This window comes from Streptomyces sp. MNU89, from assembly GCF_020982505.1.
Classification (GTDB): Bacteria; Actinomycetota; Actinomycetes; order Streptomycetales; family Streptomycetaceae; genus Streptomyces; species Streptomyces xinghaiensis.
Map to the genome: position 1 here is coordinate 5995773 of NZ_JAJKLL010000001.1, position 13401 is coordinate 6009173.

Annotated in this window: 11 protein-coding genes and 1 pseudogene; 5 read left to right on the top strand and 7 right to left on the bottom strand. The window is 74.1% G+C overall.

Annotated features, from left to right (window positions below; all coding sequences use genetic code 11):
• Window positions 1-148 precede the first annotated feature (148 nt).
• From E4N63_RS25595 to E4N63_RS25605, 3 genes are all read left to right on the top strand, one after another.
• Entirely contained in the window at window positions 149-1681 is a 1533-nt protein-coding gene (locus tag E4N63_RS25595; protein ID WP_125625832.1) for an aldehyde dehydrogenase (NADP(+)), read from the top strand.
• A gap of 173 nt (window positions 1682-1854) precedes the next feature.
• The gene (locus E4N63_RS25600; protein WP_125625833.1) at window positions 1855-2514 is read left to right on the top strand and encodes a GntR family transcriptional regulator; all 660 of its coding nucleotides are present in this window, start codon (window positions 1855-1857) and stop codon (window positions 2512-2514) included.
• 74 nt (window positions 2515-2588) lie between these two features.
• Window positions 2589-3653 (top strand): aminotransferase class V-fold PLP-dependent enzyme, encoded by a 1065-nt coding sequence (locus E4N63_RS25605; RefSeq protein WP_125625834.1) that lies wholly within the window; start codon window positions 2589-2591, stop codon window positions 3651-3653.
• Window positions 3654-3815: 162 nt separating this feature from the next.
• Here E4N63_RS25605 and thpD read toward each other — a convergent pair whose 3' ends face one another.
• The 4 genes from thpD to ectA form a co-directional block, all read right to left on the bottom strand.
• Window positions 3816-4715: an ectoine hydroxylase gene (gene thpD, locus E4N63_RS25610; protein ID WP_125625835.1), complete on the bottom strand. Its 900-nt coding sequence runs from the start codon at window positions 4713-4715 to the stop codon at window positions 3816-3818.
• Between the two features lie 62 nt (window positions 4716-4777).
• Window positions 4778-5182, bottom strand: a complete 405-nt coding sequence (locus E4N63_RS25615) for an ectoine synthase (RefSeq protein ID WP_125625836.1) — start codon at window positions 5180-5182, stop codon at window positions 4778-4780.
• An 86-nt stretch (window positions 5183-5268) separates the two neighbouring features.
• On the bottom strand, window positions 5269-6537 hold the full coding sequence (gene ectB, locus E4N63_RS25620; protein WP_125625837.1) for a diaminobutyrate--2-oxoglutarate transaminase: 1269 nt from the start codon (window positions 6535-6537) through the stop codon (window positions 5269-5271).
• Between the two features lie 97 nt (window positions 6538-6634).
• Window positions 6635-7198 (bottom strand): diaminobutyrate acetyltransferase, encoded by a 564-nt coding sequence (gene ectA / locus E4N63_RS25625; RefSeq protein ID WP_176743615.1) that lies wholly within the window; start codon window positions 7196-7198, stop codon window positions 6635-6637.
• Between the two features lie 446 nt (window positions 7199-7644).
• Between ectA and E4N63_RS25630 the strand changes: the two genes are divergently transcribed.
• Window positions 7645-8736: an amidohydrolase family protein gene (locus tag E4N63_RS25630; RefSeq protein ID WP_125625955.1), complete on the top strand. Its 1092-nt coding sequence runs from the start codon at window positions 7645-7647 to the stop codon at window positions 8734-8736.
• 272 nt (window positions 8737-9008) lie between these two features.
• Window positions 9009-10046, top strand: coding sequence for an SCO1860 family LAETG-anchored protein (locus tag E4N63_RS25635; protein ID WP_230241790.1), 1038 nt, complete (start codon window positions 9009-9011; stop codon window positions 10044-10046).
• 185 nt (window positions 10047-10231) lie between these two features.
• On the opposite strand, the gene cobC is transcribed toward E4N63_RS25635, so the two are convergent.
• The 3 genes and pseudogenes from cobC to E4N63_RS25650 all read right to left on the bottom strand — a co-directional run bounded on the left by cobC (window position 10232) and on the right by E4N63_RS25650 (window position 13356).
• Window positions 10232-11287: an Rv2231c family pyridoxal phosphate-dependent protein CobC gene (gene cobC / locus E4N63_RS25640; protein ID WP_230241792.1), complete on the bottom strand. Its 1056-nt coding sequence runs from the start codon at window positions 11285-11287 to the stop codon at window positions 10232-10234.
• A complete protein-coding gene (locus E4N63_RS25645; RefSeq protein ID WP_230241793.1) occupies window positions 11284-11811 on the bottom strand; it encodes a cobalamin biosynthesis protein in 528 nt (175 codons plus the stop codon). The genes cobC and E4N63_RS25645 overlap by 4 nt, the downstream gene beginning before the upstream one ends.
• Window positions 11808-13356: pseudogene (locus E4N63_RS25650) on the bottom strand (cobyrinate a,c-diamide synthase). Before E4N63_RS25650 ends, E4N63_RS25645 begins: the two are co-directional and overlap by 4 nt.
• Window positions 13357-13401 lie beyond the last annotated feature (45 nt).

Genomic DNA, 13401 nt, shown 5'->3' on the forward strand with positions numbered 1-13401 from the left:
CCCGGGGCCCGGGTGCTCCGCGGAGCACCGGGGGCCGAGCCTTGACCCTCTCCGTGCCCCGGAAATAGGGTCCAAGGGTATTCAGCATCAGGAACAGCGTTCAGTATCTCGAACGCCGCCTACGTGGTATGAGCTGGAGGAACCGCAAGTGGCCACAGCAGTGTGGAGCGTCGATCCCCGGACCGGGAAGCAGCGGGAGGAAGTGGCCGTCGAGGCCACGCCCGCGGAGGTCGACGAGGCCGTGCGCGCCGCGCACGCGGTCCGCGGCAGCCTCGCCGACCGCGCCGTGCGCACCGCCTTCCTGCGCACGGCCGCCGACCTCCTGGACGAGGCCGGTGACCATGTCGTCGAGGCCGCCGACGCGGAGACCGCGCTCGGCCCCGGCCGGCTCACCGGCGAGCTGGCCCGGACGACGTACCAGCTCAGGGCGTTCGCCGACCTCGTCGACGAGGGCTCCTTCCTCGGCGTGATGATCGACCACGCCGACCCGGACCTCAAGCCCGTCCCGCGCCCCGACCTGCGCCGCTACAAGGTCCCGCTCGGCGTCGTCGCCGTCTACTCCGCGAGCAACTTCCCGCTCGCCTTCTCCGTCCCCGGCGGGGACACAGCCAGCGCGCTCGCCGCCGGCTGCCCCGTCGTCGTCAAGGCGCACCCCGACCACCCGGCGACCTCCGAACTCTGCGCCTCCGTGCTGCGCCGCGCCGCCGTGCAGGCGGGGCTCCCGGCCGATGTCGTCCGCCTGGTGCACGGCTTCGAGGCGGGAGTCGAGCTGATCAAGCACCCGCTGGTCTCGGCCGCCGGGTTCACCGGGTCGGTCCGCGGCGGCCGGGCGCTCTTCGACGCGGCCGCCGCCCGCCCGGTCCCCATCCCGTTCCACGGCGAGCTGGGCAGCCTCAACCCGGTCGTCGTCACCGAGGCGGCGGCGGACGAGCGCGCCGAGGAGATCGGCACCGGCCTCGCCGGGTCCATGACCCTCGGCACCGGGCAGTTCTGCGTCAAGCCGGGCCTGGTGCTGGCCCCCTCCGGTGCCGCCGGGGACCGGCTGCTGTCCGCCCTCACCGACGCGGTCAGCAGGACCGAGGCGGGGGTGCTGCTCGACTCCCGGATGCGCGACAACTTCGTCCGCGGGGTGCGCGAGCGGCTGGACCTCCCCGGGGTCGACAGCCCGGTCACCCCCGGCGAGAGCGGCGAGCTGGCCGTGGGCGCCGGATACCTCACCGTCCCGGCGGCACGGCTCACCGAGGGCGACGCCCACGAGCTGCTGCTGGAGGAGTGCTTCGGCCCGGTCACCGTCGTCGTCCGCTACGAGAACGCGGCCGAGGTCTCCGCGGTCCTGGAGCGGCTGCCCGGCAACCTCACCGCCACCGTCCACATCGGCGAGCGGGAGGCGGCGGAGGAGAACGGCTCCGGCGCCCGGCTGCTCGCCGAGCTGACCCCGCTGGCCGGCCGGCTGCTGGTCAACGGCTGGCCCACGGGCGTCGCCGTGGCCCCGGCACAGCACCACGGCGGTCCCTACCCGGCCACCACCTCCACCTCCACCTCGGTGGGCTCCACCGCGATCGAGCGCTGGCTCCGCCCGGTGGCGTACCAGAACACCCCGCAGGCGCTGCTGCCCCCGGAGCTCAGGGACGACAACCCGCTGAGCCTCCCGCGCCGCGTCGACGGCGAGCCGGAACTCTGACCGCAGCGGCACCGGCGGGCGGCCACGGGCCCCCGGGGAACCTGTTCGGCGTAACGGGCGGGCGCCGGGGAGACAACCGCGCGCCGCGCTGAGAGAGCGGCACGGTCGCACCGCGCGCGGACTCCCCGCCGCAGACGGAGTGCCATCCGCCGCGAAAACGGGACAATGGGGGCATGCCGGAAGGGAATGCCGCGGTCCACGAGGCGTACGACGCCGTCCGGACCCGCATGACGGACGGCCGCTACGCCCAGGGGCAGATCATCACCCCGGAAGCGGTCGCGACGGAGACGAGCCTGCCGCTTCCGGCCATCGAGGCGGCCTTCGGACGCCTGGTCGAGGAGAACGCCCTGCGTCTCTACCGGTCGCACGGCGCGCTGGTCCTTCCGCTGGACCTGGAGGAGGCACGCGACGTCATGGAGGCCCGGTTGCTCCTGGAGGTCTTCGCGATCGACTCCGTGGTCGCCCGCGGCCGGGAGCACGCGCGCCGGCTGGGCCGGGACCTCATCCCGCTGCTGCACGACAAGGACACGGCCGAGGCGACCCTGCTCCAGGCCCGGCAGTTCCACGGCGAGCTGGTCGCGGCGGCGGGCAACGCCGTGGTCGCCCGGATGCACGAGACGCTGTGGGACCGCAGCCTGCACGTCGCCGCGGCCTCCACCGCCGGCCCGGACAACCGGCGCGGCAACGTCGCGGAGCACCGGGCCATCGCCGAGGCCCTGTCCCGCGGCGAGGGCGCGCAGGCCCGCCGGCTGGTGTACGAGCACGTCTCGGCCATCCTGCGCCGCGTCGGCGTCGGCGACGAGCTGGCCCTGCCGCGCCCGGCGGACGCCTGACGCCTCCGCGACCCGGTGCCGCGCGGTCACAACCCCGTGGACGGAAGGACGGCGTCCCGCCCATAGTGGCTGGTATGGAGACCACTCTGGGAGGGGCGCACTTCGCGCCGAAGTCGACCTATCTCAACACCGCTTCGATGGGACTGCTGCCCCGGGAGGCCGCGGCCGTGCTCCGGGAGGGGGTCGACGGCACCGCCGACGGCCGTCCCTCGCCGGATCTCGGCTTCCCCTCGGTGGACCGGGCCCGTGCGTCCTTCGCCCGGCTGGCCGGGGTGGACCCCGGGCGCGTGGCCACCTCGGGCGCCGTCGCCGTCCACACCGGCCTCATCGCCGGCTCACTGCCGGAAGGGGCCGAAGTCCTCGTCGCCGACGGGGACTTCAGCTCGCTGGTCAACCCCTTCGCCGTCCGTCCCGATCTCAAGCTGCGCAGTGTGCCGCTCACCGCCCTGGCGGACGAGGTCCGGCCGGGTACGGCGCTCGTCGCCGTCAGCGCCGTCCAGTCCGCCGACGGCCGGGTCGCCGACCTCGCCGCGATCCGTGCGGCCGCCCGCGCCCACGGCGCCCGTACGCTCGTCGACGCCACCCAGGCTCTCGGCTGGTTCCCGGTGGACGCCGGCGACTTCGACTACACCGTCACCGGCGCCTACAAGTGGCTGCTCTGCCCGCGCGGTGTCTCCTTCCTCACCGTCCCGGAGGACGGCGGGGGCCTGCGCCCGGTCTTCTCCGGCTGGACGGCGGGGGAGGAGCCCTGGGAGAGCTGTTACGGCCCGGTGCGCCGGCTCGCCCGCTCCGCACGCCGGTTCGACGAGAGCCACGCGCTGCTGGCGTACCTCGCGGCCCCGCACGCGCTCGCGGTCATCGAGGAGACCGGCCCCGAAGCCATCCGCGCCCACAACCTGGCACTCGCCGAGCGCTGCCGCTCCGGGCTGGCGGAGCTGGGGTACGAACCGGTGTCCGAGCCGGGCTCCGCCATCGTCGCCGTCCCCGGGCTCGGCCACGCCGAGGAGGCGCTGACGGCGGCGGACGTCCATGTGGCCATCCGGGCCGGCAATCTGCGGGCGGCCTTCCACCTCTACAACACCGCCGCCGACGTGGACCGGCTGCTCGACGTCCTCTCGGGCCTCCCGGCCCGCCCCTGACCCGGCTCCGGGTACGCGACGGCGGCCGTCACCGGGAACGCCTCCCGGCGACGGCCGCCGTCACTCGCCCAGTGGGAGCCCGATCCGGACGTGCCCCTCCCCTTTCCTCGAGGAGGCCGCGGCCCGGACCCAGGTCACACCCTGCGAGCCTGGGTCATCTCGCTACTTCACCGGCGTGAAGTCCCGGGCACCGAGGAACTCGGGCCGGCGGATGGGGGCCGCGAAGGGCTCCACCGCCGGGTTCTCCACGCTGTTGAAGACGATGAAGACATTGCTCCGCGGGAACGGGGTGATGTTGTCCCCGGAGCCGTGCATGCAGTTGCAGTCGAACCAGGTCGCCGAACCGGCCTTGCCGGTGAACAGCTTGATGCCGTGCTTCTCGGCGAAGCCGGACAGCGCCTCGTCGGACGGGATGCCCGCGTCCTGCATCTGCAGCGACCGCTTGTAGTTGTCCTTCGGGGTCTCGCCGGCGCAGCCGAGGAACGTCTTGTGCGAACCCGGCATGATCATGAGACCGCCGTTGGTGTCGTAGTTCTCGGTCAGCGCGATCGAGACGGACACCGTGCGCATGTTGGGCAGGCCGTCCTCGGCGTGCCAGGTCTCGAAGTCGGAGTGCCAGTAGAACCCGGAGGCACCGAACCCCGGCTTGACGTTGATCCGGCTCTGGTGGACGTAGACGTCCGAGCCGAGGATCTGGCGGGCGCGGTCCAGCACCCGCGGGTCGCGGACCAGCCCGGCGAAGACCTCGCTGATCTTGTGCACCTCGAAGACCGACCGGACCTTCTGCGACTTGGGCTCGACGATCGAACGCTCGTCGGCCTTCACCTCGGGATCGGTGACCAGCCGGTTCAGCTCGTCGCGGTAGACCGCGACCTCGTCAGGGGTGATCAGCTGGTCGACCGCCATGAAGCCGTCACGGTCGAAGTCGCTGAGTTCGTTCTCGGAGATCGGGCCGGGGGTTCCGGGAGCCGACCACACGACCGGGTCCACCCGCGGGGTGGCCACCTCCGTGGCGCCGCGGGTCGGGTAGAGATCGGTCGTCCGCTCGGGTGCGATGGTCATGGTGCTGCACCTTCTCCTCTCGTTACGTCCCTGCTTCGGTCCGTTTCCCTCGTCGGGGTCGGTCAGCCCTCTTCGGGCTCGGTGAGCAGCGGGTAGACACCGTTCTCGTCGTGGTCCTCACGGCCGGTGACCGGCGGGTTGAAGACGCAGACGCAACGGAAATCCGTCTTCGGCCGCATCGTGTGGCGCTCGTGCCCGTCCAGCAGATACATCGTGCCGGGCTCTATCCAGTGCTTCTCGCCCGTTTCCTCGTTGGTGAGTTCGGCCTCACCCTCCACGCACAGCACCGCCTCGACGTGGTTGGCGTACCACATCTTGGTCTCGGTCCCCGCGTAGAGCGTGGTCTCGTGGAGGGAGAAGCCCACCCGCTCCTTGGCGAGGATGATGCGCTTGCTCTCCCAGGTGCCCGACTTCGACTTGATGTGCCGGTCGGTCCCCTCGATGTCCCTGAGGGATCGGACGATCACGGTGTTCTGCCTTTCTTTTCTACGGTCGGCGATACGCGGGCCCGGGGCAACCCGGCAAACAAGCCGGATTGCCCCGGGGAGATGGCTCAGACCGTCTCGCGTACCGCCCGGGCGAGGATCCGCAGACCCTCGTCCAGCTCTTCGGGGGTGGTGGTCAGCGCGGGCAGCAGCTTGACGACCTCGCTCTGCGGCCCGGACGTCTCGACCAGCAGTCCCAGCTCGAAGGCGCGCTTGCACACGGCGCTCGCGCGGGACTTGTCGGTGAACTCCATGCCCCAGACCAGACCGCGGCCGCGCACGACGCCGCCGAGCCGCGGGTGCTCCTCGGTGATCGCCGTGAGCGCCTGCTCGACCTGCTCGCCGCGGCTGATGGTCTGCTTCTCCATCTGGCCGTCGGCCCAGTAGGTGTCCAGGGCCGCGGCGGCCGTCACGAAGGCCGGGTTGTTGCCGCGGAAGGTGCCGTTGTGCTCACCCGGCTCCCACACGTCCAGCTCGGGCTTGAACAGCGTCAGCGACATGGGCATCCCGTAGCCGCTGATGGACTTCGACAGCGTCACGATGTCCGGCGTGATGCCCGCCTCCTCGAAGGAGAAGAAGGCACCCGTACGGCCGCAGCCCATCTGGATGTCGTCGACGATCAGCAGCATGTCCCGGCGCCGGCAGAGGTCGGCCAGGGCGCGCAGCCACTCGGGACGGGCGACGTTGATGCCGCCCTCGCCCTGGACGGTCTCGACGATCACGGCGGCGGGCTGGTTGAGCCCGGAGCCGTGGTCCTCCAGCAGCCGCTCGAACCACAGGAAGTCCGGGACCTTGCCGTCGAAGTAGTTGTCGAACGGCATCGGGGTGCCGTGCACCAGCGGGATGCCGGCGCCGGCACGCTTCATGGAGTTGCCGGTGACGGCCAGCGAGCCGAGGGACATGCCGTGGAAGGCGTTGGTGAAGGAGACGATCGCCTCGCGGCCCTTCACCTTCCGGGCCAGCTTGAGCGCGGCCTCGACGGCGTTGGTGCCCGTCGGGCCGGGGAACATGACCTTGTACGGCAGGTCGCGCGGCCGCAGGATCGTGTTCTGGAAGGACTCCAGGAAGGCCCGCTTGGCGGTGGTGCCCATGTCCAGGCCGTGCGTGACGCCGTCGCGCTCCAGGTAGTCCAGCAGCGCGCGTTTCAGCACCTCGTTGTTGTGGCCGTAGTTGAGGGCTCCGGCGCCGGAGAAGAAGTCGAGATAGGTGTGGCCGTCCTCGTCGTACATGTAGCTGCCCTTGGCCCGGTCGAACACGGCCGGCCAGCCGCGGCAGTAGCTGCGAACCTCGGATTCGAGGCTCTCGAAGACGCTCAGGGCGGGCGGGGTGATGGTCACAGCGAACTCCAGGGAGTGGTCTGGGGAGTGAAGGAAGTCGGTGGGGGCGGGCAGGGCTCGGAGTCGGGGTTTCCGGGGCCCGGGTGAGGGGCCCGGGTCAGCGCGGTGGCGCCGTCCACGGCAGGGGTCCTATCCGGTACAGCACCTCGGGCAGGTGCCCCTCCTCGGGGAACAGGCCCGGGTCGAACAGGACCTCGCGCTCCACGGCCGCGCCGTGCCGCTCGGCGAACGAGGTGAACAGGCGGTTCGACGCCGTGTTGTCCGGGGTGATCGTGGTCTCGACCCGGTCGATGTCCTTCTCGTGGGCGACCCGCTCGGTCAGCCCGTCGAGCAGGGCGCCCGCGAGGCCGCGCCCGCGCTGGCTCTCGTCGACGGCGACCTGCCAGACGACGAGGGTGCGGGGGGCCTCGGGGCGGAGGTATCCGGTCACGAAGCCGACCGGCTCGCCGTCGGCGCCGCGGGCCACCACGGAGGTGGCGGCGAAGTCGCGGCACCACAGGAGGTAGCTGTACGACGAGTTGAGGTCGAGCACCTCGGAGTCGCGGGCGATGCGCCAGATCGCGGCTCCGTCGTCGACGCGTGGCGTGTCGAGCTTGAGTCCTTCCGGCATTTCCAAGAATTCCGTACGGGGACCTGCGTGGTCTGCTTGCGCGGCGGTCATGCGTATTCAATTTACCGAGCAAAAGTTAAAAATGCATCGGGGCAAGGGGTTACGCGGACGGGGGTGCCTGTGTTATTCGGGCGCGGCCGTGCGGGCGCGCGAAACCCCGCCTGATTGCCCGTATATATGGGCTGATTCCCGGATGAACCGGGCGGCCTGTGGATCGCGTCACATATCCGTAACAACCCAGGCCGCAGCCACGGGAGAGGCCCCTGAGGTCTGTGGCGAATCCGTGTGTTTGAGACACGGGAAAGCGGGAAGAAGAGTTCCGGACTCTACGCACTTGGAGAATACGGAATTCCGTTGAGGAGAACATAGCGCGAATGCGCGAAACTGTCACCGGAATCATGGAACCCAACCGCCCCGAAGTCCGTCCGCCCCTCGCGGACCCCGCGCGGGCCGGGCCCGCCCCTCCCGCGTACCACGCCGCTCGTAGAGTGCCTGCCATGAGCGAAGGCACGGTGCTGCACATCAAGGGACGGGTGCTCCGCGGCCCGGAGGACGTCCGGGACGAGCTGTGGGTGCGGGACGGCCGCGTCACCTACGAGCCCCCCGCCGCCGCGCGGGAGGTGACCACCCTCACCGGCTGGGTCCTCCCCGGACTCGTCGACGCCCACTGCCACGTCGGCCTGGACGCCCGGGGCCCGGTCGACGAGTCCACCAGCGAGAAGCAGGCCCTGACCGACCGCGACGCCGGAACGCTGCTGATCCGCGACGCCGGTTCGCCTTCCGACACCCGCTGGATCGACGACCGCGAGGACCTGCCCCGGATCATCCGTGCCGGCCGGCACATCGCCCGCACCCGCCGCTACATCCGCAACTACGCCCATGAGATCGAGCCGGGCGACCTCGTCGCGTATGTGGCGCGTGAGGCGCGCCGCGGTGACGGCTGGGTCAAGCTCGTCGGCGACTGGATAGACCGCTCCACCGGCGACCTCGCCCCCTGCTGGCCGCGCGGCGAGGTGGAGGCCGCCATCGCCGAGGCCCACCGGCTCGGTGCCCGGGTCACCGCCCACTGCTTCGCCGAGGACTCGCTGGGCGACCTGGTGGAGGCGGGCATCGACTGCGTCGAGCACGCCACCGGGCTGACCGAGGAGACCATTCCGCTCTTCGCCGAGCGCGGTGTGGCCATCGTCCCCACCCTCGTCAACATTGCCACCTTCCCGCGGCTCGCCGACGGCGGCCAGGAGAAGTTCCCCCGCTGGTCGGACCATATGCGGCGGCTCCACGAGCGGCGCTACGAGACCGTGGCCGCGGCCCACGACGCCGGCATCCCGGTCTTCGCCGGCACCGACGCCGGCGGCTCCCTCCCGCACGGCCTGATCGCGCAGGAGGTCGCGGAACTGGTGAAGGCCGGGCTCCCGGCGGCGACCGCGCTGTCGGCGGCCACCTGGGGCGCGCGGGAATGGCTCGGGCGCCCCGGCCTGACCGAGGGCGCCCCCGCGGACCTGGTGGTGTACGACACCGACCCGCGCGAGGACGTCCGCGTTCTGGCGGCGCCCCGGCACGTGGTGCTGCGCGGCCGCGTCACCGGCTGAGCCGCCGTACGGGAGCCGCTGCGGCGGGTCCCCGCCAGGCCCCGCCCCCGGCCCCCGGAGCCGCCGTGCTGCCGGGGCCGGGACGGGGCCCGGCGGGCTTCCCGGGCCGGCGAGTCGAACGCGCGCCCAGAAACCACCCGATGGTGTGAACTCACGTCATGTTGCTGCCTGTTCACCGACAGTACGTAAGTATGCGTTGCGTAAGAGGTCGCCGCGCAGACGTCCCCCGGACCGCGCCGGCGACTCCATTTCTCTTGTGGGGGTTCCACACCTTGAACAGCAATGCCTTCGTCCCGCCCGTGCGCCGTACCGCCGCCGCGCTGACGGCCGCCGCTCTGGCCGCCGCCCCGGTCCTCCTCGCCGGTGCCGCGCCCGCGTACGCCTCCGGAGGGGACGGCAAGGCCGGAGCGGTCGTGCTCCGCGCGGACCTCGGGGTCACCCTGCTCGACCGCACCCGGGTGCCGCTGAACGTCACGCTCAACGAGGTCCAGGCCCCGGAGTCGGCCCGTGAGACCCTGCTGACCGCCCGGGTGGAGGGGGCCCACCGGGGCCGTCCCGTCGAGGTGCTGAAGGCCGCCGTCGCCACCGCCGACGCGAAGACGGAGGCCGGGAAGGCCGAGGGGCGGGCCAATCTCGTGAACGCCCGGGTGTACGTGCCCGGGCTCAAGCACCGCCCGCTGATCGAGCTCGACCAGGTCACGTCCACCGCCGTGTGCCCGGCCGGGAAGCAGCCGACGGCCGAGGCGAAGATCCCGGGCCATGTGACGGTCTTCGGCCAGCGGGTCGAGCTGAGCGCCGAGGGCACCGCGCGGGCGGACGTCAAGGGCGTCGGCTCGGTCGAGCTGGCCCTGGCGAAGACCACCACCACGGCGACGACCGCCGCGGCCACGGCCCTGGAGCTCCAGGTGTCCGTCACCCCGGAACTGACCGCGCCGAAGAAGCTCAACGTCGCGGCCGTGGAGGGCAAGGTCACCCTGGTGGAGGCCACCTGCGTGAGCCCCGCCGGGGGCTCCGGTGACGGCGGGCCGGGCACCGGCAACGGCGGAGCGACCGAGGGCGGCACCGGCGGCTCCGGCGGCGGCTCGGGCGAGGGCGACGGCTCGGGTGACGGTTCCGGCTCCGGTGACGGCGACGGCTCCGGCGACGGCGTCAGCACCCAGACCGGCTCGGGAAGCGGTGAGGACAACCTCGCCGCCACCGGCGGCAACTCCACCACCCCGTACCTGGCGGCCGGTGCCGGGGCCCTGCTCGCGGCCGGCGGAGTCTCGGTCTTCGTCGCACGGCGCCGGGCGGCCGCCCGCCGCGGCTGACCGCGACGGGTCCGGGGCCGCCGGTCCCGGGCCCGGACCGGGAAGGTGACGGCGCGGGCCGCCCCGGGGGTGGGGCGGCCCGCGCCGTCGGCCTTCCCGCCGCTGTCCGGGCCGTACCTTCCGGCCCGGGCCGCGCACGGCCGCCCGTACGGCGGGGGTGCCCGCGAGGCCGGCGGCCGGCGGGGTCAGCGGTCGGTGAGGGCCTTGGCCAGGGCATCGGCGAACCGGTCCGTGGTCCGGGGATCGCGGACCGCCAGCCGCAGCCACTCCGGACCGAGCCCCGGGAACGTGTCGCCCCGGCGGACCGCGAAGCCGTGCTCGCGCAGCCGTTCCCGTACGGCGGCCGCTCCCTCCAGCCGGAGCAGCACGAACGGCCCGGCGGCCGGACCGCAGACGGCGACCTCGCCGAACTCCGCCAGCCGCGCCAGCAGATGCTCCCGGTCCGCCGCCCCGCGCTCCGCGGCGCGCTCCGCCTCCGCGAGCGCCGCCGGCTCGCAGCAGGCCTCCGCCGCCGCGAGGGCCGGCGCGGACACCGGCCACAGCGGCTGGGCGCGCTCCAGCGCCGCGATCCGCTCCGGTTCCGCGAGGACGTAGCCGATGCGCAGCCCGGCCAGCCCCCAGGTCTTGGTGAGGCTGCGCAGCACCACCAGTCCCGGCAGGTCCGTCCGTGACGCCAGCGAGGCGTGCTCGCCCGGCACCGCGTCCATGAAGGCCTCGTCGACGACCAGCAGCCGCCCGGGCCGGGCCAGCGCCGCCACACCGGCCGGGCCGTCCGCGGGGTGGAGCACGGAGGTCGGGTTGGTGGGGTTGCCGACCACGACCAGATCCGCGTCCTCCGGTACGGAGTCCGGGCGGAGCCGGAAGCCGTCCTCGCGGCGCAGCAGCACCCGTTCCACCCGGTGGCCGGCGTTCCGCAGGGCCGCCTCCGGCTCGGTGAACTGCGGGTGCACCACCACCGGGCGGCGGGCCGGGAAGGCCCGGGCGGCCAGGACGAACGCCTCCGCGGCCCCGGCCGTCAGCAGCACCCGGGAGACGGGCAGCCCGTGCCGCCGCGCCACCGCCTCGCGGGCCGGGGCGCCGTCCGGATAGGCGGCGAGTGTGCCGAGGGAGGCGGCGATCCGGGCCCTGAGCCAGTCCGGGGGAGTGCCGGCGCGGACGTTGACGGCCAGGTCGGTGAGACCGGTGCCGCGCACCTCGGCGTCGCCGTGGTGGCGCAGATCGGGTCCGGGCGGCGCGGTCATGGGAGTCCTGCCTTTCGGGTGCGGGCCGGTGCCGGGCCGGGCGGCACGGGGCCCGCGGGTACGGGTGTGCGGGCCGGGGCCGTGCGGAGGCGGCTGCGGGCCCGGGCGGCCGGGAAGCGGGCCACGGCCACCGTGGCCCGGGGCGAGGCGGACTTGGGCACCAGGAGCGCGCCCCCGGGCCCCGCGGCGAGCAGGGCGGCCGCCTCGGCCACGCTCGGTGTGCCCGCCGCGCCGAGCACTGTACGGGACGGGTGCGGCACGTCCACGGCGGCCAGCTCCGCCGCCGTGTACGTCACCAGCGGTACGCCGAGCCGGGCCGCCGCCCCGGCGATGCCCGCCTCACCCGCCTTGGTCTCGGCGGTCGCCAGCACGGCGACCGCAGGGTCCCGCCGCCCGGCCGCCTCCAGTGCCGCACGCAGCAGCGCCAGCACCTCGCCCTCGGTGACCCCGGCACGCGCGCCGACCCCGGCCGCGAGCACGGGGCCCCGGCCGGCCTCTCGGCCGTGCCCGCTCATCCCGCTCATCCCGCGCACCATTCGACGAATCTGCGGGCCGTGCCCGGGGCGCCCGCCCAGTGCAGATGGACGTAGGAGGCGTGGACACCCCGCCGGACGAAGCCCTCGACGCGGCGCGACGGCCGGTGCAGCCCCCAGGCCGGCGCGGCGCCCGCGCCCGGCTCGATCACCGTGCGGTGGAACTCGTGGCCCCGGAGCCTCGCCCCCACGGGGGCCAGCGGGCTGTCCGAGAGCGCCACGGCCTCGCGGTAGCCGAGCGTCAGCCGCTCCGTCATCCGCGCCTCCGCGTCCAGGACCCCGCACATCGGCCTGCCGTCCAGCGACCGGGCGAGGTACAGCAGGCCCGCGCACTCCGCCGCCACCGGGGCGCCCCGGGCGGCGAGCGCCGCGACGGCCTCGCGCAGCGGCTCGTTCGCCGACAGCTCGGGCGCGTACATCTCGGGGAAGCCGCCGCCGACGACGAGTCCGGCGGTGCCGGGCGGCAGCTTCTCGTCGTGCAGCGGGTCGAAGGTGACGACATCGGCGCCGGCCGCCGTGAGCAGTTCGGCGTGCTCGGTGTACGAGAAGGTGAAGGCCGGACCGCCCGCGACGGCGACCACCGGGCGCCCGGGCCGGTCCCTCCGGTCCCGCCACGCCCCGGCCCCGTGCCCGGACGCGCCCCGCGCCGGGGCCGCCGGGCGGTGCGCGCTCCGGCTCTCCGGCGCCGCGGCCGCCACCACCGGGGAGGCGCGGGGACCGGGGAAGCCGGGGCGGCCCCGGAGCTCGGGGCGCCAGGCCGGCCCGGGCACCCGTCACCGGGGTTCCCCCCGCCGGGGCCGCCCCCGCCAGGGCTTCCCGGGCCGGGTCCCAGACCGGTCCGGGGAGGGGCGGGGCGCTGCGCGCCAGGGCGTACAGGGCGTCCAGATCGCAGCCCGCCCGCACCCGGGCCGCCAGCGCCGCCACCGAGGCGACCGCCTCGGCCCGCCGCTCGGCGGCCGGCACCAGACCCAGATGGCGCGAGGGCGTCCCGGCGTCCGGTGAACGGCGCAGCGCGCCCAGGACCGGCACCCCGGACTCGTCCAGGGCCTCCCGCAGCAGCTCCTCGTGCCGCTCGGAGCCGAGCTTGTTGAGGATGACCCCGGCCAGGCGCACCTCCGGGTCCCAGGAGGCGAATCCGTGTACCAGGGCCGCCACCGAACGGGACTGCGAGGAGGCGTCCACGACCAGCACCACGGGGGCCCGGAGCACCTTCGCCACCTGCGCGGTCGACGCCAGCTCGCCCTGTCCGGCGGCGCCGTCGTAGAGGCCCATCACGCCCTCGACGACGGCCAGGTCGGCGCCGGCCGCGCCGTGCAGGAAGAGCGGGGCGATCCGCTCCGGGCCGCACAGATAGGCGTCCAGGTTGCGTCCGGGGCGGCCGGCGGCGAGCGCGTGGTAGCCGGGGTCGATGTAGTCCGGGCCGACCTTGTGCGGGGAGACGGCGAGGCCGCGCCCGGCGTAGGCGGCGATCAGACCGGTGGCCACGGTCGTCTTGCCGCTGCCCGAGGCGGGCGCGGCGATCACCAGACGCGGCACCGTGTGCGGGGCCGCCGCGGACGGGGCTCCGGCGGGCGGGGCCGC

Coding starts and splice junctions, on each gene's coding strand:
- E4N63_RS25600 (WP_125625833.1), top strand. CDS start 1,855: ATGCCGGAAGGGAATGCCGCGGTCCACGAGGCGTACGACGCCGTCCGG.
- E4N63_RS25605 (WP_125625834.1), top strand. CDS start 2,589: ATGGAGACCACTCTGGGAGGGGCGCACTTCGCGCCGAAGTCGACCTAT.
- thpD (WP_125625835.1), bottom strand. CDS start 4,715: ATGACCATCGCACCCGAGCGGACGACCGATCTCTACCCGACCCGCGGC.
- ectA (WP_176743615.1), bottom strand. CDS start 7,198: ATGACCGCCGCGCAAGCAGACCACGCAGGTCCCCGTACGGAATTCTTG.
- E4N63_RS25630 (WP_125625955.1), top strand. CDS start 7,645: ATGAGCGAAGGCACGGTGCTGCACATCAAGGGACGGGTGCTCCGCGGC.
- cobC (WP_230241792.1), bottom strand. CDS start 11,287: ATGACCGCGCCGCCCGGACCCGATCTGCGCCACCACGGCGACGCCGAG.
- E4N63_RS25645 (WP_230241793.1), bottom strand. CDS start 11,811: ATGAGCGGGATGAGCGGGCACGGCCGAGAGGCCGGCCGGGGCCCCGTG.